Genomic DNA, 17,331 nt, shown 5'->3' on the forward strand with positions numbered 1-17,331 from the left:
TAAGCAAATAAATTCACTATCATAACCGATGGTTACTAGCCATGTCTTGACGATTATGAAATAGGTTTCCCTAAAGCTACTCCCCCTTGACTGAACGTCAAAGTGTATGAAGTTGTAGAATAATCATACCATAATTCTATACAATGTAAAAGATTAGCGTATAGCGATATGGTAATTTTTATCCTTTTTATGGAGTTCATAGAACCGGATCATAGAAGGCATGGACTTTAGGAAATCGGCGCATTCAATCCCGCTTCCTTTCAATAGCCGTTGTGCGGTGCTGGTGTCAAAAGTGGCCTTCCATGTTAAATAATCCAAGGTCTCTGCTTCAACTCCAAGCAGTTTTCGCACTGGCGAAACGGCTAAGGAAACTTCCGCCAATTTATGCGGCAATCGGGCTTTCGGAATCTTTCCTGTCATTTCCACCACCATTTTCCGGTAGACTTCCTCCACAGGATGGGGCCATGGATCTGTCAAATGGACCGTTTCTCCTGCAGCATCCGGCAAAGAGCTTAAATAGACGGACGCATTAATAATATAGTCAACCGGCACGACATTGATATAGGCCGTTGATCGTCCAAGGTACGGGATAACCGGCAGTTTTCGGACGCGGTCGATCATATTCAGGAAAAAGTAAGGACCGTCGAATTTCACTGTTTCTCCGGTCTCGGAATGTCCACGGACAATGCCAGGGCGAACGATGGTCAAAGGAACTGAGTTTTTCAGCTCTTCAACCAGCAGTTCTGCCTCAAACTTTGTTTCCTCATAAAAGTTCTTGAATTTTTCCGGACGGATCAATTCATTCTCATAAAGGGTCCCTTCCCTTGCTCCGGCTACGTAAGCGGTGCTGAAGTACATATAACGCTCCAGGTTTGGCAATGTCAAAATGAAGTCGTTTACATTCTGTGTGCCTTCCACATTCACTTTCCAAGCGATTTCTTTCGGTACCGCCAAATCATAAATGGCAGCTAGATGCCAAAATACCAATTTTTTCGAATGCAGGTGAAGAGCGTCTTCACTGCTTAAGCCAAGACCGGCTTTTGTAATATCGCCATCCATAATACGGATTGGTCTGCATCCGGTTTCTTGCTGGATTTTCGCAGCTTCTTGTTCCGCCTTGGCACGTTCTGACGGCAAGATAATAGCCGATATGCCGGTATTGTCCTGAATGAATTTTCGAATCAACTGGCTTGCAATAAATCCCGGAAACCCGGTAAAAACGATTTCTCTCATCACTTCCACTCCTTTCCCTTATTATACTTAATATTCCAACACTTTACTGATTTATCTAAAATATTTTTCTTCCTACTTGGAATACCAAATAAAAAAAGCTGCATTCATTTAACTTTAATCCGGTTAAATGAATGCAGCTTCTATAATCACTTATGTTGTTTTCGGTTCATTCTTCTGGTCTGCCGATCGAAAAAACTGTAAACAATCGGAATGACATACAGCGTCAAGAAAGTCGAGCTGATCAATCCGCCAATAACAGCAATCCCCATTGGCTGGTTGATTTCAGTTCCTTCGCCTATTCCCAGGGCTAAAGGAAGAAGACCTAATATAGTGGTCAACGCCGTCATCAGAATCGGACGCAGCCGGTCATGGACAGAAGTAACGATGGCCTCATAGGAATCCATCCCGGCTTCTTTTCGCTGATTGATGTAGTCGACCAGCACAATCCCGTTGTTAACAACAATGCCGACGAGAACGAGTATCCCGATCACGGCTGTGATGCTGATTGGCGTCTGCGTCAGGAATAAGGCAAGCGCTACTCCGATGACCATCAGCGGAACAGTAAACATGATGACAAATGGATACTTGAACGATTCAAATTGAGCCGCCATGACAATATAGACTAAGACTACCGCTAAAACGATGGCCAGGCTCACATCATCGATGGCATTCTCAAACAGTTCTCGGTCCCCGCCAAATGAGATTTGAGTGTCTTTGTCCAAGTTTAATTTCTCCAGGGCCTCGTCTACTTTGTCCGACATTTCGCCCAGTGTAACATTGGATTTATGCTGCAAGGTAAAGGCGACACTGTCAGCTTGGTCTACACGTTTTATATCAACCGGACCTTCGGAAATTTCGATATCCGCAAGTTGTTCAAGAGTGACAAATTGGCCGGCAGGAGTCCGCAATTTCATCGTCCGCAGTTTTTCTTCGCTATCTCTGAACTGCTCGTCCAACCCGACAAAGACACTTAATACTTCATCATTCTCTGCCAACACTTGCGTGGCCAACACGCCTCGGGTCATGTTGTTGACCGTCTGGGCAATTTGCGCCGGCGCCATGCCATACTCTGTTGCCGCATCCCTTTTAATCTGCACTTGAATTTCTTCAATCGTTTCATCGCGGTCGTTTGTCAATTCCGTTACATCCGGGAGGTCCCGAATTGCAGAAGAAATATCGGTCACTGCTTTATCCAGCCGCTCTTTGTTGTTGTCGGTTGCGGTAAAGGTCAGCGTATTCGGCGACGATCCGGCCGCGGTCTGAAGATTAAAGCTCACTTCGGCGCGTTCGCCCACCTCTTCCAATATGCGCGGCTGTACTTCATCGACAAATTCAAATACCGAGCGTTCCCGCTCATCCAAAGGAACCAGCTTCACGTATATTTCAGCCGTGTTGGTTTCAGTTGTCCCTTGCGACTGGCCCTGCTGTGTACTGCCGATCAAACTGACAAACACATCGACATCTTCTTCTTTTTTCAGCTCTTCTTCGATGAGATTAACCACTTCATCGGTTGCCGCCAGCGAAGACCCATTTTCAAGCCCTACAGATACAGTTGCGAAACCTTCATCAGTTGCCGGCAAAAATTCTGTACCCACTTGATAAATGCCTAAAATGCCCGCGCCTAAGAAAACAAGAGCCGCCAGCAAAATAATGATCCGGTGAGCCAATGCCCAGACTACTGAGCGCTCAAAGCCTTTCATCCATCCAGATCGCCGGTTTTCAGGTTTCTTATCCACTTTTTTATCCTTTAATAGCCGCGATGCCATCATTGGCACAACTGTCAAAGCGACAGAAAGGCTCGCAAATAAGCTGAACGAAATGGTAACAGCAAATTCAAAGAAAATCTGGCCGATCAATCCGGTGATAAAAGCAACCGGAACAAATACAGCTACTGTGGTAAGGGTTGAAGCCGTAATAGCTCCCGCCACTTCCTTTGTACCTTCTGAAGCGGCTTTTCGAGGTGATTTGCCCATCGCCAGGTGCCGTTCGATGTTCTCAATCACGACAATGGAATTATCTACCAACATTCCGATTCCAAGAGCTAACGCCCCTAATGTCATAATGTTGAGCGCAAAATCAGAAAAATACATCAAGACAAATGTCACGATGACGGAGTACGGAATTGCAATCCCGATAATCAAGGGGCTTTTTATGCCTCTCAGGAAAAAGAACAATACGAGCATCGCAAACACGCCGCCGAGGATAAGCGTTTGGCCAATATTTCCGATTGCCAACCGGACGTAATCCCCTTGGTCGAATAGCACATCCGCTTCAACTCCCTGAAAACGGTCTTCTTCCAGCAATTCATTCAACTTCATTTGAAAGGCTTCTGATACATCCGCCGTATTTGCCCGAGACTCCTGCAATGCTGAAAGCAAGACGGCCGGTTCTTCATTCGCCCGCGTTTCGCTGCTGCTTTCCTGCTCGGCCACAGCGACTTCTGCCACATCCCCGACGGTGACATTTTCACCGTCCAATGGATTGACCGTAATCACCAAGTCCCGGACTTCATCGACACTGGTCAATGTACTGACGACCCGGGTAGTCAAATGGCGGCCATTCTCGGTATCGATTGGTTCGCCTGGCAACGAGATATTGTTTGCTTGAATCAGTTGAACAATATCCGATTGCTGCAGCCCCCGGCTTTCCATTTCTTCCTGATCCAAAGAAATCTGGATTTCTTCAATCAATGAACCCGAAATGTTGACACTTGCCACTCCTTCAGTTTGCAGCAGCTCGGTTTCTAACTCTTCCGCAAGCACCCGTACGTCTTCTCCAGACTCTGTAGCGCGAACTGCCAGCTGAATCACAGGAAATTGCGCAGGATCAAACTTGAAAAATTGCGGTTGGTTGGAATCTTCCGGAATGGGTGTCTGATCGATCCGCTGCATAATATCAGTTTGGACATCATCTATATTCGATGACCAGTCAAACTCCAGCAAAATGAAGTTTGAGCCTTCTTCTGAAGACGATTGAATGGACTCTAAGCCCGGCAATGTCGACAAACTGGTTTCCAGCGGGCGCGTGACTTTTTCACTCACTTCCGTCGGGCTCGCTCCTGGATAACTTGTCACTACTACGCCAACTGGCGGATTAAGTTCCGGTATCAAGGTAATGGGGATTTTAAAGAAAGAAACTGCTCCCAGTATAATGATCAAAAACATGATGACCGTTGTAAAAACCGGTCTCTTGATGGAAAAATCGCTTAACTTCATGTAATCCAAACCCCTTTTTTGTCTCGTGCTTTTATCATAAGAAAAATCAGCAGTAACCGCAAATTTAAATCTTGCCAACCGAACGGCTGCAGCGGAAAAGGTTCTAATGCATTATTTCAGCTTATACAATATCTGCTATTTTCTTAAATTCTTGTTGGGCTTCGGGCAAAAGAAAAAAACCTGCATAAGCAGGTTTTTTATCAGGCTGTCGAGAAACCCTGACAGTCTGAACCATTCCGCTTCAGGCGGACGCTTTTCGCGGGCTCGCGCCGAGCCGCTTCGTCGCTTTGCGACTCCAGGGTCTCGACGGCTTCGCTTTCCCGCAGAAAAGGCATTGGCCGAAGCCTGCGAGGGCAAGCCTTTGCGACGAAGCTAGCGCAGCGATGCAGGAGCAGTGGTTTTTCGCCGCCTTCCGCTTCATTCTATTTTCCTGCTTCTTTACAAGATGTCACGTGTAAAGAAGCGGGAAAATCAAGCAACTCGTAGTTTCCTACCCTCTCTTGATATGGAGCAAAACAGCGGAGACTCCCGCGGGACAGCGCAGTGCCGAAATCCACTCGGCTGCCAGGCCGAGTTAGTTCGGCGCAAGCCCGCAGGAAAGCGCAGCTGGTTTGCGGAATATCGGGGATATTCAAAAAAATTTTTTTCTATATCTTTCTCAACAAGCTGAAAAAAACCTGCATAAGCAGGTTTTTTATAACAAACTATATAAGCGGATTTCAGGATTTTTGTCCTGGAACCAGCGAGTGGCGAATTCATTTTCAAACAAGAAGACATAGTTATCGAAGCGGTCTTTAACAAGCATTGACCGGCTGCTCGACATGGATTCTTTTATATCTTCCTCATTTTCGATCCAGCGGGCAATTTTATTGCCGACCGGTTCCATGCGGACTTCTACATTGTATTCGTTTTTCATACGGTGCTCGAACACTTCAAATTGCAGTTGTCCAACAGCTCCTAGAATAACCTCTTCCAGGTGAAGGGTTTTGTAGTACTGGATGGCACCTTCCTGTACTAGCTGAAGAATCCCTTTATGGAAATGCTTTTGCTTCATGACGTTTTTCGCAGTCACTTTGACAAATAGTTCCGGCGTAAACTGCGGCAGGTTTTCAAACTGGAATTTCTTCCCGCTCGTAATCGTGTCCCCGATCTGGTAGTTGCCCACATCGTGAAGCCCGATAATATCTCCCGCCACTGCTTCTGTCACCGTTTCACGGTCATCCGCTAAAAACTGAGTGGTTTGGCTCAATTTAAACGATTTGCCGGTACGTGCCAAAGTGACATTCATGCCGCGCTCAAATTTCCCAGAGACGATGCGTACAAAGGCGATGCGGTCCCGGTGAGCGGGATTCATATTCGCCTGGATCTTGAAGACGAAACCGGAAAACGGCATTTCAATCGGATCGATTGCTTCGTTTTCCTGAGTTTCACGCGCTTGCGGCGACGGTGCGAACTGAAGATAAGTTTCAAGGAATGTTTCCACTCCGAAATTGCCAAGGGCACTGCCGAAGAATACCGGCGTCAATTCCCCTTTTTTCACGCGTTCAAGGGAAAAGTCATTTCCTGCTTCGTTCAGCAATTCAATGTCTTCCATTGCCTGCGTATAATAAGAGGTTTTGGTCATATCGTGCTCTTCTGCCAAATTGCCTTCTTCGTCCAAAGCCAGGAATCGTTTCCCTTCGGTACGGAAAGGTTCGATGCGTTTGTTGTAGCGGTCGTAAATTCCTAAAAACTCTTTCCCCATGCCAATGGGCCAGTTCATGGCGTATGACTGGATGCCAAGTACTTCTTCCAACTCTTCCATCAGTTCAAGCGGCTCTTTCCCTTGGCGGTCCATCTTGTTGATAAAAGTAAAAATCGGAATGCCGCGCATTTTACAAACTTTGAACAGTTTGACCGTCTGCGCTTCGATCCCTTTAGCTACGTCGATGATCATGACGGCACTGTCTACCGCCATCAATGTGCGGTACGTATCTTCACTGAAATCCTGGTGCCCAGGAGTGTCCAGGATGTTGACACGGTGTCCGTCGTAATCAAACTGCATGACAGAGGAAGTAACGGAAATCCCTCTCTGCTTTTCGATTTCCATCCAGTCGGATGTGGCAAACTTTCCGGATTTCTTTCCTTTTACCGTTCCGGCATCGCGGATCGCTCCACCGAACAACAGCAATTTCTCAGTCAAAGTCGTTTTCCCGGCATCCGGGTGGGAAATGATGGCGAAGGTTCTTCTATTTTGAATTTCATTTTTTAATTGGGTTGACATTCTTATACGCTCCTTTAATTCTACTCTATTCATATTAGAGAAGGGGGCCAAAAAAAACAAGGGATTTCAACCTTGGACGTGAAAAAAGAAGCCGGATATGGCTTCTTTTCAACGGAATTTTTTCATGGCTTCCTGGACGGCAATTTCTTTGTCGCTATGCGGATATTTTGTCGAGCCGATGATCTGGTAATCCTCATGGCCTTTTCCTGCCAAAATGATGATATCCCCCGGCTCGGCTTGAGCAACCGCATGTCTGACCGCTTCTGCCCGGTCGCCGATGCAGGCAAAGTTGGCATGTTCCATGCCGGTTTGCAGATCGTTTAAAATACTGTCGTATTCCTCGTAGCGCGGATCATCCGTCGTCAACACTACATAATCGGCAACGGAAGCTTTTTGTGCCATGATCGGCCGTTTCGTCTTGTCCCGGTTCCCGCCTGTACCGACTAAGAAAATGATCCGGTTCGTCTTGAAATCAGCTACTGCGTCAATGGCTTTTTCGATGGCATCCGGTGTATGCGCGTAATCGATAAAGATGGAAACTGGAGCATCCAATTCCACTTTTTGCATGCGCCCTTCTACCGGAGAAATCCGTGACAAGGCCGACAGAACTTCTGTCAACTCGAATCCTTCTGCATACAAGGCGGTAATTGCCGCCAGTGCATTGGATACATTGAATTGACCAAGCAACTTCATCGAAACAGCAAATTCGCCTTCAGGACAGATCAATGTAAATTTTGTGCCTTGGTCACCCATTTCGATATTTCCTGCTTTAAACTGAGCCGCTTCTTTCACTCCATATGTATAAACGGGATGTGAAGTCATATCCGCATACTTCTTCGACCAAGGATCGTCAGCGTTCAAAACGGCTTGCTTTTTCTCCTGAAGATTCTGGCCCAGCTGTGAAAACAGCAGGCCTTTTGCATGGCCGTATTCTTCCATCGTCCCGTGGAAGTCCAGGTGGTCATGCGTTAAATTAGTGAAAATCGCCGTATTGAATTCTACTCCAGCTAAGCGCCCAAGCACGAGCCCATGGGAAGAAACTTCCATCGTCATATGGGAACAGCCTGCTTCTTTGGCTTTCGCAATCATTTGCTGCGTAGTCAATGCGTCACTTGTCGTATTCGCTGACGGATGCAATTCCCCGTTCAGGTTAAAGCCGATGGTGCCGGTTACCGCGGAAGTTTTGCCGAGCTCCATCAGCATGGAATGCAGAATTCCGGACACGCTTGTTTTTCCGTTCGTGCCGGTTACACCAATCATCTGCATTTCTTTCGACGGGTAGCTGTAAAATTTGGCTGCAAGCAAACCAAGGGTCCGGTCTGAATCTGCGACGACCAACACCGGTGTGTCCGGCAAGTCAATCGGCTGCTCAGATACAATCAGGACAGCACCTTGCACAGCTGCCTGCTGGACAAAGTCATGGCCATCCACCGTATATCCTTTGATGCAAATAAAAACAGATCCTCTTCTCACTTCACGGGAATCCATGGTAATGTGTTCAACCGTTTCCGGCAATGTCCCGATCAATTGATTATAAGGAATATTTTCGATCAATTGTTGTGTGTTCATGAAAATCCTCCTACTCTGTAACTAGCGGAGACATGACATATGCGTGAAGCAATGCCCCCGCGGCTTTCAATGAATCGACATGGGTGCGTTCATAGGAATGCGATGCTTCAATCCCTGGACCGAATAAGGCATGTTTGACGTCTGCCCCCGCTCCGATTGCCGCTGAAGCATCCGATCCGTAATACGGATAAATGTCGACTTTGTAATCGATCTGGTGCTGATTCGCCAATGCAATTAAATGGCGGGTCAGGCCATAGTGATAAGGTCCGCTCGAGTCTTTGGCACAAATCGATACGGTGTATTCGTCCGACGTTTGGCCATCACCGATTGCCCCCATATCCACTGCAATATATTCTGCTGTTTGTTCCGGAATATTGGAGTTTCCGCCGTATCCGATTTCTTCATTATTTGAAATGTAGAAATGGGTAGTATGCGGCAATTCTTCGCCCGTCGCCTTCAATTGCTTAAGCAATTGAAGCAGCAGCGCCGTGCTGGCTTTATCATCCAGATGGCGGGATTTGATGTATCCGGAATCCGTCGCTGCAAAACGCGGGTCAAACGATACAAAATCGCCCACTTCGATGCCGAGTGCACGGACTTCATCTGCTGAAAAGGCTTTTTCATCCAGACGGACTTCCATATTATTTTCGTCCCGATCTGCGGTGCCGGCGTCCTTGTAGACGTGGACCGTTGTCTGATGCATCAAAATCGTTCCAGACAAAGTCGTTCCATCCGATTTATGTATAAGGCAGTTCTCGCCTTCAATCGCATTAAATTTAAACCCGCCGACAAGTGATAATTTCAAGCGGCCGGTCGGTTTGATTTCTTTAACCATCGCGCCGAGTGTATCGACATGGGCTGTCAACAAGCGGTGCCTGCTTTGGTCTTTCCCATGAATGGTCGCAATGACCGCCCCTTTTTGGGTCATCCTGTATTCAGCATTCCAGTCGTCCAAGTGTTTTTTGATGGTCTTCATAATGTCCATTGTGTAGCCCGATGGACTGGGAATTTCCACTAGCTCTTTCAATAAATCCAGCGTTTCTTGCTTATTCCACTCTATTGCCATGCTTAACGCCTCCCTGATTACTTTATCATATCAAAATGAAACATGTTCTGACAGGGCATTCTATAGTAATATTAGTACGAATCCCCAAGATTGAGGTGCATTATGGAGCGTTCTTCAACCAATCAAAACAGAAACAGGCTATTTATCCATTTATTTGGAGGCGCGAGCGTTATCCATTTGCTTCTCCCGCTTATTGCAGATTTTCCTATGGCCATTTACTCCCCTTTGTTCGGACTCGCAGCTTATATTGTCTTGCTTGTCCTGCAAACCGTAAAGTATAATGAGCGGAAAATTCAAATTCTGGTTCTTCTTTTCATGAACCTTTATGTATTTATCTTAAATTTTGAGGCCTTGTCTGCAGTAACGGTCATCTACTTTGCGATCCCGATTATTGCATCCGCCTTGTACTACGATACTTTGCCGATCATCGCCTTAGGGGTGTTGACCGCCATCGAAACCTTTTTACTGGCTTTTGTTTTTGACGAATTAAGCGGCAGGGCATCTGTCCACTATGTTCATTTATCGCTATTTGTTTTTATACTCTGCATCCTGCTTTTGACTACGCTTCATTCGATTTATTTCAGCCGGATCTGGTCTCAGCTGGAGCAGCAGAACGAATCGATGGAAAAAGCGCTGATTTCAAAAGAAGGCTACCTTCAGCTGTTTTTTGAAACAGCCAAAGACGCGTTTGCCGTTTTTGATAAGGACAATAAAATCATTGCCATCAATCCCGCTTTTGAAGAATTGTACGGCTGGACATTGGAAGAATGCATCGGGCAGTCGATTTCGCTCGTTCCTCCTGAAAAATCAGAAGAAGCGGCCGTTCGCACCCTGCAAGTCCAAAAAGGCGAAAGTTTTTCTTTGCTTGAAACCGTAGACGCCAAAAAAGACGGCACCCGCTTCCATGCCCAAATCACTTTGTCGCCCATTACAGACGAAGCAGGAAATGTAGTGGCTACTTCCGTTATTTCACGGGATATTTCGTATCAAAAAGAAGCGGAACGGCTGATTGTCCAAGCTGAAAAAATGAAACTTGCCGGCGAAATCGCCGCTGGCGTTGCCCACGAAGTCCGAAATCCCATGACGGTTATCTCAGGCTTTGTCCAAATGATGCATAATGATCTGGATTATCCATACAAAGATTACACGAATTTGATCCAATCCGAACTGGAGCGCATCAACCTTATCATCAGTGAATTTCTGGTATTGTCTAAACCGCAGGCTTCTGAAGCCAAAAGGATCAGTCTTCGCCAGACATTGGAGGACATCTTTGTCTTGTTCGGCCCCGAGCTGAATCGGCAAGGCATTGAATTCATTAAACATTGGGAACAAGATGATTTTAATGTCCGGGCGGCAGATCATCAGCTGAAGCAAGTGTTGATCAACCTGATTAAAAACTCAATCGATGCAATCGAGCGGCAAGGTGAAATCACCTTAGTTATTGAAAACTTCGACGATGGATTCGTCTCGCTGCGCATTCGGGATAATGGCGTTGGCATTCCCGAAGAAGTAATGGCGCGTATTTTTGAACCGTTTTACACCACCAAAGCGACTGGAACGGGCCTCGGCCTGATTATTTCCCAAAAAATCATCCGTGAACACGGCGGCAGCCTGGAAATCGACAGCCAGGAAGGAAACGGCACCACCGCCACTATTCTTTTGCCAAAAGCGTAAAAAAAGAGCCCAAGGGCTCTTTTTTTAATCAATCATCGTCGTTGTCGTCATCGTTATCATTCTTGTCAGTTTCATGTTTGATGATGGAACCGTCTTTTGCATTGACGGTCACTTCGTGTTCGGTTTTGCCGTCTTCGATTTCAAATTCGTATTGTGCAATACCGTCGTCATTGTCCAATTCCATGTCTTTTACCGTGCCATTAGCTGCTGCAAGGGCAGCTTTTGTTGCTTCTTCCGAACTGATCAAGCCTTCCGTTGAGACGATATCGTCTGAATCGTCATCGCGGTCGTCTTCTTTTTCACGTTTTTGTTCCAAGACTTCCCCTGTGTTGGCATCAAATTTCAAATCGTACTCATAGCCTTCGTGCGTCACGTCTACTTCATAGTAAGCACGGTTCATATTTCTTTCCAATTCAATGTCTGTGATGGTTCCGCCCACAATTTCAAGCGCTTTTGCAGAAGCGTCATCAAACGTAAGCTTCGGTGCTTTTTGGTTAGACTGCTGATTGCTGTTTTGGACATTGGCACTGTTTGAATTGGTTTCAGATGTTCCTGCTGGATTTGCGTCTGTGTTGGCCAGTACAATTCCTCCAAAAGTTAACGCGCCTGCTACTACCGGGATGTAAATGAATTTTTTCATGTTAATCTCTCCTCTTCATATGTTCTATCTTTACTATAGCCCCCGCTTCTGTGAAGACGATTAAGGGTTTATTAGAATTTGATGAGAAATTTAAGGAAACAAAAAAACACTCAGGCAGAAAGGCAACTTTCCCGCTTGAGTGTTTTTTTGTTTAATCGTCCCATTCAACCGTTAAGGTTTCACCACGGATTGCATGGATCTGGACCGTCACTTCCCGTTCGGATTCTTCATTTTCAATTTCGATCAGATAATAGCCTCCGCCTTCGGTCTGTACAAACTCGGCTTCCTGTACTTCGCCGTCGAGCGTCTGTTTCGCAATCGCAATGGCTTCGTCCTGGGTGATGGCCGCATCCGGTTCGGGCTCCGGTTTCACATCCGGTTTCGCAATGGGTTCAGCGGTGATGTTCCCAATTTCTCCTGTCACCGCTGCTACAAGCACAGTTGTGATATTTTTTTCATCTTTTATTTTCACTTCGTATTGCTGGTTGTCTTTCAAATACGTGACGCTTTCCAGCGCTCCGTCCACTTTTTTTAATGCAGCCGCTCCTGCCTGTTCTTCGGTCAAACGGGTGGCTGGTTCTTTTTTCTCGATCAGTTTCATCGATTCCACCTGTCCCGTCGCTTTGTTGACCATTGCGGTATAAAGGCCATCCGCTTTATTGAAATCCACCGCAAAACGGTTGTCCACTTCGGAAGTTCCGACAAGTTCTCCTCCGTATAGGTCCAGCACCGACTGCTCTGCCTCTTGTGCACTGATGCTTTCGCTGCCGATAAACGGATTCAAGAGAAAGGCAATGACAATTACTCCAAGCAAAACCGTCCCGGCCGCCATTAACATCCATTTTTTCATCCTGATCCCTCCTGGCTTGATTGTACCGCGCCAACATTAAAATCCGATGAGAAAATGATGGAAACTGTCGTACCCATTTGTTCAATGCTTTCAATTTCCAGCTTGACTCCCAGTGAATCAGCCAATTGTTTGGCAAGGGATAAGCCAAGTCCGGATCCTCCGGTGTCACGGCTTCGCGCTTTATCCACACGGTAGAAACGTTCAAAGATAAACGGCAGCGATTCTTTAGGAATGCCGATGCCATAATCCCGGATTTGGATAACAGTGTGCCCTTCGTTTTTTGCAATCACTTCAATACGGCCGCTTGAGTATTTCCGCGCATTGTCGAGCAGGATATACAACAGCTGCTTGAGTTTCGCCAAATCGGTCGTGACGTATAATTCCGGAGAACTGGCCGTCAGCCGGAATTCCCGGTTATAGGAAGTCCCAAGCGCTGCAGTCGTTTGCTCAAGTACTTTCGTGACATTCACGTTGGTCAATTCAAGCTGCGCCTCGCTTTGGCGGGCAATGTGCAAAAGCTGTTCAATCAATGCCTTCATGCGGTCAGTTTCAGTCCGGATGGCTGTCAATCCTTCATCGGCGATTTTTTCATCCTGCATTCCGCGCCGCTGCAGAAGTTTGGCATAGCTGCCAATGACCGTTAAAGGCGTTTTCAATTCATGGGACGCATTCGAGACAAACTGTTCCTGCTTGGTATAGTTTTCTTCAAGAAGGGCCATCATTTCATTGAATGTCCGGCCCATCTGCCCGATTTCATCATTCGTTTCCTCGGTGATCTGCAGCTTCTCAAATTGGCCGTTGCGCTGGATGCGCGTCATCGTATTGGTAAGATCGGTAATTGGCTTCGTAATAAGCCGCCCGAGGACGATGCTTGAAACCACTACCGGTATCATGGCCAGCAAAGTTACCGTGATCAACACCAGCCGCAGCGTTTGAAGATTGCCGCTCACTTCCCTCATCGATTGGGCAATCGTCAAATTTGCCACTTCGCCGTCCGTCCAAATGATCGGCGTCGTCACATAAGCGAATAGCTCATCTTCCGCTTGAATGGTTCCGGAAGCATCCGGCAAGCCTGCAGGAAGTTCTGTTGGAACCGCAGGGTCTTGAATCGTCCGGATCAGTTCCTTGCCGCCACGGGTAACTTGAATTGAACCGTTCACCGGCACATATCCCCGAAGCACATTCTGGGGATCTGCCGGATTCTCATTCAGCTTTGCAACCACTAGATTGGCCTCAGTGCGAAGCTGGTCCACTTCCGTTGAATACGTTAACCGGCTGAACGAAAAGTAGATGACGATCATAAGCACCAGCAGAATGACCAGCATTAGCAAAGTGGTCCAAATATGGATTTTATTTTTTAGCTTCATGGACATGCTCCTTCAGGACATAACCTACGCCCCGAACTGTCTGGATATAAGTGGAGGGCTCACCTGCATCGATTTTTTTCCGCAAATAGCGGATATAGACATCGATGACATTAGTATCCCCGTAGTAGTCGTAGCCCCAGACGGCATTCAACACTTGTTCGCGGCTCAGCACTTGCTGCGGATGCTGCATCAAGTACAGCAGCAAATCAAATTCACGCGGCGTCAGTTCGACCGAGCGTCCGCTGCGGATAACCTCACGCGTCGTTTCGTTCAATTCCAGCTGTTCAAAACGGCGAACTTCAGAATTCCCGTTCCCTGTCGACTGCCGCAGGCATGCACGGATGCGGGCAAGCAGCTCTTCAATTTCAAATGGTTTCGTTACGTAATCATTTGCGCCCAAATCAAGGCCGGCCACTTTATCTTTCACATCGTTTTTCGCTGTCAGTAAAATAACCGGAATGGCCGGATCGGAAGTACGAATGCGTTTTAGTACATCCAATCCATGGATTTCAGGCAGCATCAAATCAAGCAAGATCAAATCCCATTCGTTTTCGCGGAACTGAATCAGCCCTTCCGAACCTGTATGGGCCACTCCTGTTTGATAGCCTTCATATGTAAGTTCCAGTTCCAACACGCGTGCTATGCTTTTTTCATCTTCCACTATCAGAATACGCTCTGTCATATCCGTCACCTCTTACTGTTTATTCTAGCAAACATAAAGAAAAAAGCGACCCGGAGGCCGCTTATTTCAATAAGGTTCTAACCATATTCACTTTGTTGCCATAAGGCGGAAACAGAACATTGGTCGACAGTTTGGTCGATTTTTTCAAGATGGATTTTGCATGAGTAAAAGTTTCAAAACTCGTTTTTCCGTGGTAGGAATTAACCCCCGAAGTACCGACTCCGCCAAACGGCAGGTAGACGCTGCCGACATGGGACACCGTATCGTTGATGCAGCCGCCGCCAAATGGCAATTCTTCCAGGAAGAAGTTAGTGGCCCGCTCATTTTCAGAAAACATATAAGCGGAAAGCGGCTTCGGCAATTTGCGGATTTGGCGCAGCAGTGCAGGCAGATCGTTGTACGTGATGACCGGCAAAATCGGCCCGAACAGTTCCTCTTCCATCGATGGGCTGTCCCAGTTGATATTGTCGAGTACAACCGGTTCAATATAACGCTCATTGCGGTCCATCCCGCCGCCAGTCACAATATTTGCCGATTCTTTTTTGATGATCTCAGCGAGCCGGTCGAAATGCTGAACGGAAACGATGCGCCCGTAATCCGGACTTTTCAGTGCGTCTTTTCCGTAGAAACTCCGGATGGTCTTGATCAATTTTTTCATGAACTCTTCTTTGACCGATTCATGGACGCAGACGTAATCCGGCGCTACACAAGTCTGGCCGGTATTCATCAATTTCCCCCATGCGATGCGTTTTACCGCCAAGTCAAGATTAGCCGTCTGGTCGACGATTGCCGGGCTTTTGCCGCCCAGTTCCAGCGTAATCGGCGTCAGGCGTTCCGATGCAGCTTTCATGATCACTTTCCCGACATTGACGCTGCCTGTGAAGAAAATATAATCAAAAGATGCATGAATAAGTGCTGTCACTTCTTCGCGCTCGCCTTCAACGACCCGGATATAGTAGGAGGGGAAGGCTTCTTCAATAATAGTGCGGATCACTTTTGTCACGTTCGGCGTGGTTTCGGAAGGTTTGACAATTGCACAATTCCCTCCGACAATCGCCCCGATCAACGGTTCCATGATTAATTGGAACGGATAATTGAATGGTCCGATAATGAGAACGGACCCATACGGTTCCCGAATGACAAAACTTTTGGCAGGCTGGAGATGAAGCGGTGTCTTCACTTGTTCCGGCTCCATCCAGTTGTCCAGGTGCTTCGACATATAACCGATGCTATCAAGAATGAACCCTACTTCGGTCGCATAGGCTTCAAATTCACTTTTTCCTAAATCCAATTTCAAGGCGTGGAGAATTTCGTTTTCGTGAACTTTTATGGCTTGCTTCAGCCGGTCGAGCTGCGCTTTTCGGAAACTGACGCTTTTAGTGGCACCTGTGTAAAAGAAATTACGCTGTTCATTAATCATTTGTTCAACCGTCAATGCAGTAACTTCCATTTATTATAGCCTCCTTCTTAGTGGGACCATCTTAGCATGATTTTTTTAAAACTTCACTTCATTTACTTTTCTGCAAGCAATTGGTCGATATAACGCTGCACGACAAGCCCTTCTTCGAAAGGCACCAAAAAAGTGGACTGTTCACGCATTGCCTGGAACAGCGAAGGAACTTCCATAAAATCCGTAATCGGCTTCCGTTCTTCGTATTTTCTTTCTTCGTATAAATCCGACCAGTTTTCCAGCGTCAAGACGCCTTCTTCGCCATACACTTTGAATTGCAGCAACTCTTTTTGGCCGATGCCGCTAAGCCCAGTGATTAAAAATGGAATGTTGCCAGCTGTTACCCCGTGCGCAACGATTCCCGTTTCGCAAAGCTCGGCTTGTTCGGGGTAAGTGATATGATGGGACAAAATTGTCAACTCTCCGAATACCCGATTAAAGAGTTGGAGGTAATGAGGAAACACTTCCCTTACAAAGCCGCCCTGGCTTCTTGATACAATCCACGGATTTTGCTGCCACGCCCGTGGCCAGTCCGGGAAAAAGGTCTGCAGCTCAATACGCACCACTTTTCCGATATTGCCGCTCCGGATGCGCTTGACCATATCGTGTACAGCCGGCTTATACATGAGCGGGAAATGCATCGCTGTGCGGATCCGGTTTTTTTCTGCTGCTTCCACCATTTTTTTTCCGTCTTCCGCATTATGTGCAAGCGGTTTCTCGCTTAGCACATGGATGCCGGCACCCGCTGCACGTTTGGCAATTTCTGCATGGGAAGCTGGCGGCGTTCCGATATACAACCAATCGATATTGGCATGGAGAATCGATTCGAAAGACTCGCAAACTGGCACCCCATATGTGTCATGCAGATATTGCAGGCGCTCATGCTGCTCGTCATAAACGCCTTTGATTTGCACTCTGCCTTCTTGCTGAATTTGTTTAATGATGCGCTCTCCTACAATTCCTGCTCCGATAATCCCAATTGAAATCATCTTATCCCTCTTTTCTGTAAGGCCTAAAGGCTTATTTTAGCTCTCTCTGTTTATTAGTGTAACCTTTAGGGGTATAGAATAGTCAAACAATTACAACACAAACCAAGGAGGAAAACATTATGAACAAACAAGCAAACTGGTGGGAACCGATTTTTTCAGGAGAATTGGAAGTTGGACTAAACAAAGAGAAGTTGGACAGCCTGGATCAGGAATCGTTTTTATATTTTGATGAGCCGCAAATCGACATGGAGACCCATGCCTAATTGGTGCCCCTAACAACCGTAATCAGACGCTGCAATACATAGAAAACGCCTTGTTCAATCTATATTGAAA

Annotated in this window: 13 protein-coding genes; 2 read left to right on the forward strand and 11 right to left on the reverse strand. The window is 46.7% G+C overall.

The window, feature by feature from the left end; all coding sequences use genetic code 11:
- Positions 1-153 precede the first annotated feature (153 nt).
- The 5 genes from HU147_RS04160 to HU147_RS04180 all read right to left on the reverse strand — a co-directional run bounded on the left by HU147_RS04160 (position 154) and on the right by HU147_RS04180 (position 9,340).
- Positions 154-1,233, reverse strand: coding sequence for an SDR family oxidoreductase (locus tag HU147_RS04160; RefSeq protein ID WP_224075047.1), 1,080 nt, complete (start codon positions 1,231-1,233; stop codon positions 154-156).
- 146 nt (positions 1,234-1,379) lie between these two features.
- The gene (locus HU147_RS04165) at positions 1,380-4,448 is read right to left on the reverse strand and encodes an efflux RND transporter permease subunit (protein WP_224075048.1); all 3,069 of its coding nucleotides are present in this window, start codon (positions 4,446-4,448) and stop codon (positions 1,380-1,382) included.
- A 694-nt stretch (positions 4,449-5,142) separates the two neighbouring features.
- Positions 5,143-6,711, reverse strand: a complete 1,569-nt coding sequence (locus HU147_RS04170; RefSeq protein WP_224075049.1) for a peptide chain release factor 3 — start codon at positions 6,709-6,711, stop codon at positions 5,143-5,145.
- Between the two features lie 108 nt (positions 6,712-6,819).
- Positions 6,820-8,280: a UDP-N-acetylmuramoyl-L-alanyl-D-glutamate--2,6-diaminopimelate ligase gene (locus HU147_RS04175; protein ID WP_224075050.1), complete on the reverse strand. Its 1,461-nt coding sequence runs from the start codon at positions 8,278-8,280 to the stop codon at positions 6,820-6,822.
- Positions 8,281-8,290: 10 nt separating this feature from the next.
- On the reverse strand, positions 8,291-9,340 hold the full coding sequence (locus HU147_RS04180) for a M42 family metallopeptidase (RefSeq protein ID WP_224075294.1): 1,050 nt from the start codon (positions 9,338-9,340) through the stop codon (positions 8,291-8,293).
- Positions 9,341-9,448: 108 nt separating this feature from the next.
- Here HU147_RS04180 and HU147_RS04185 point away from each other — a divergent pair, with 108 nt between their 5' ends.
- Positions 9,449-11,020 (forward strand): two-component system sensor histidine kinase NtrB, encoded by a 1,572-nt coding sequence (locus tag HU147_RS04185; protein WP_224075051.1) that lies wholly within the window; start codon positions 9,449-9,451, stop codon positions 11,018-11,020.
- A gap of 28 nt (positions 11,021-11,048) precedes the next feature.
- Here the strand turns inward: HU147_RS04185 and HU147_RS04190 are convergent, their stop codons facing one another.
- The 6 genes from HU147_RS04190 to HU147_RS04215 all read right to left on the reverse strand — a co-directional run bounded on the left by HU147_RS04190 (position 11,049) and on the right by HU147_RS04215 (position 16,998).
- Positions 11,049-11,660 (reverse strand): PepSY domain-containing protein, encoded by a 612-nt coding sequence (locus tag HU147_RS04190; protein WP_224075052.1) that lies wholly within the window; start codon positions 11,658-11,660, stop codon positions 11,049-11,051.
- A 151-nt stretch (positions 11,661-11,811) separates the two neighbouring features.
- Entirely contained in the window at positions 11,812-12,510 is a 699-nt protein-coding gene (locus tag HU147_RS04195; RefSeq protein ID WP_224075053.1) for a PepSY domain-containing protein, read from the reverse strand.
- The gene (locus tag HU147_RS04200) at positions 12,507-13,877 is read right to left on the reverse strand and encodes a sensor histidine kinase (protein ID WP_224075054.1); all 1,371 of its coding nucleotides are present in this window, start codon (positions 13,875-13,877) and stop codon (positions 12,507-12,509) included. The genes HU147_RS04195 and HU147_RS04200 overlap by 4 nt, the downstream gene beginning before the upstream one ends.
- Positions 13,861-14,559 carry a response regulator transcription factor gene (locus HU147_RS04205; protein ID WP_036807238.1) on the reverse strand — a complete coding sequence of 233 codons (699 nt, stop codon included), beginning with the start codon at positions 14,557-14,559 and terminating at the stop codon, positions 13,861-13,863. Before HU147_RS04205 ends, HU147_RS04200 begins: the two co-directional genes overlap by 17 nt.
- 61 nt (positions 14,560-14,620) lie before the next feature.
- Positions 14,621-16,009 (reverse strand): aldehyde dehydrogenase, encoded by a 1,389-nt coding sequence (locus HU147_RS04210; protein WP_224075055.1) that lies wholly within the window; start codon positions 16,007-16,009, stop codon positions 14,621-14,623.
- Between the two features lie 62 nt (positions 16,010-16,071).
- Positions 16,072-16,998 carry a Gfo/Idh/MocA family protein gene (locus HU147_RS04215; protein ID WP_224075056.1) on the reverse strand — a complete coding sequence of 309 codons (927 nt, stop codon included), beginning with the start codon at positions 16,996-16,998 and terminating at the stop codon, positions 16,072-16,074.
- Between the two features lie 119 nt (positions 16,999-17,117).
- Between HU147_RS04215 and HU147_RS04220 the strand changes: the two genes are divergently transcribed.
- On the forward strand, positions 17,118-17,261 hold the full coding sequence (locus tag HU147_RS04220) for a hypothetical protein (protein ID WP_224075057.1): 144 nt from the start codon (positions 17,118-17,120) through the stop codon (positions 17,259-17,261).
- Positions 17,262-17,331 lie beyond the last annotated feature (70 nt).

Source organism: Planococcus chinensis (assembly GCF_020071995.1).
In the GTDB taxonomy this organism is placed as follows: Bacteria; Bacillota; Bacilli; order Bacillales_A; family Planococcaceae; genus Planococcus; species Planococcus chinensis_A.

Coding starts and splice junctions, on each gene's coding strand:
- HU147_RS04160 (WP_224075047.1), bottom strand. CDS start 1,233: ATGAGAGAAATCGTTTTTACCGGGTTTCCGGGATTTATTGCAAGCCAG.
- HU147_RS04165 (WP_224075048.1), bottom strand. CDS start 4,448: ATGAAGTTAAGCGATTTTTCCATCAAGAGACCGGTTTTTACAACGGTC.
- HU147_RS04170 (WP_224075049.1), bottom strand. CDS start 6,711: ATGTCAACCCAATTAAAAAATGAAATTCAAAATAGAAGAACCTTCGCC.
- HU147_RS04175 (WP_224075050.1), bottom strand. CDS start 8,280: ATGAACACACAACAATTGATCGAAAATATTCCTTATAATCAATTGATC.
- HU147_RS04185 (WP_224075051.1), top strand. CDS start 9,449: ATGGAGCGTTCTTCAACCAATCAAAACAGAAACAGGCTATTTATCCAT.
- HU147_RS04190 (WP_224075052.1), bottom strand. CDS start 11,660: ATGAAAAAATTCATTTACATCCCGGTAGTAGCAGGCGCGTTAACTTTT.
- HU147_RS04195 (WP_224075053.1), bottom strand. CDS start 12,510: ATGAAAAAATGGATGTTAATGGCGGCCGGGACGGTTTTGCTTGGAGTA.
- HU147_RS04200 (WP_224075054.1), bottom strand. CDS start 13,877: ATGAAGCTAAAAAATAAAATCCATATTTGGACCACTTTGCTAATGCTG.
- HU147_RS04205 (WP_036807238.1), bottom strand. CDS start 14,559: ATGACAGAGCGTATTCTGATAGTGGAAGATGAAAAAAGCATAGCACGC.
- HU147_RS04210 (WP_224075055.1), bottom strand. CDS start 16,009: ATGGAAGTTACTGCATTGACGGTTGAACAAATGATTAATGAACAGCGT.
- HU147_RS04215 (WP_224075056.1), bottom strand. CDS start 16,998: ATGATTTCAATTGGGATTATCGGAGCAGGAATTGTAGGAGAGCGCATC.
- HU147_RS04220 (WP_224075057.1), top strand. CDS start 17,118: ATGAACAAACAAGCAAACTGGTGGGAACCGATTTTTTCAGGAGAATTG.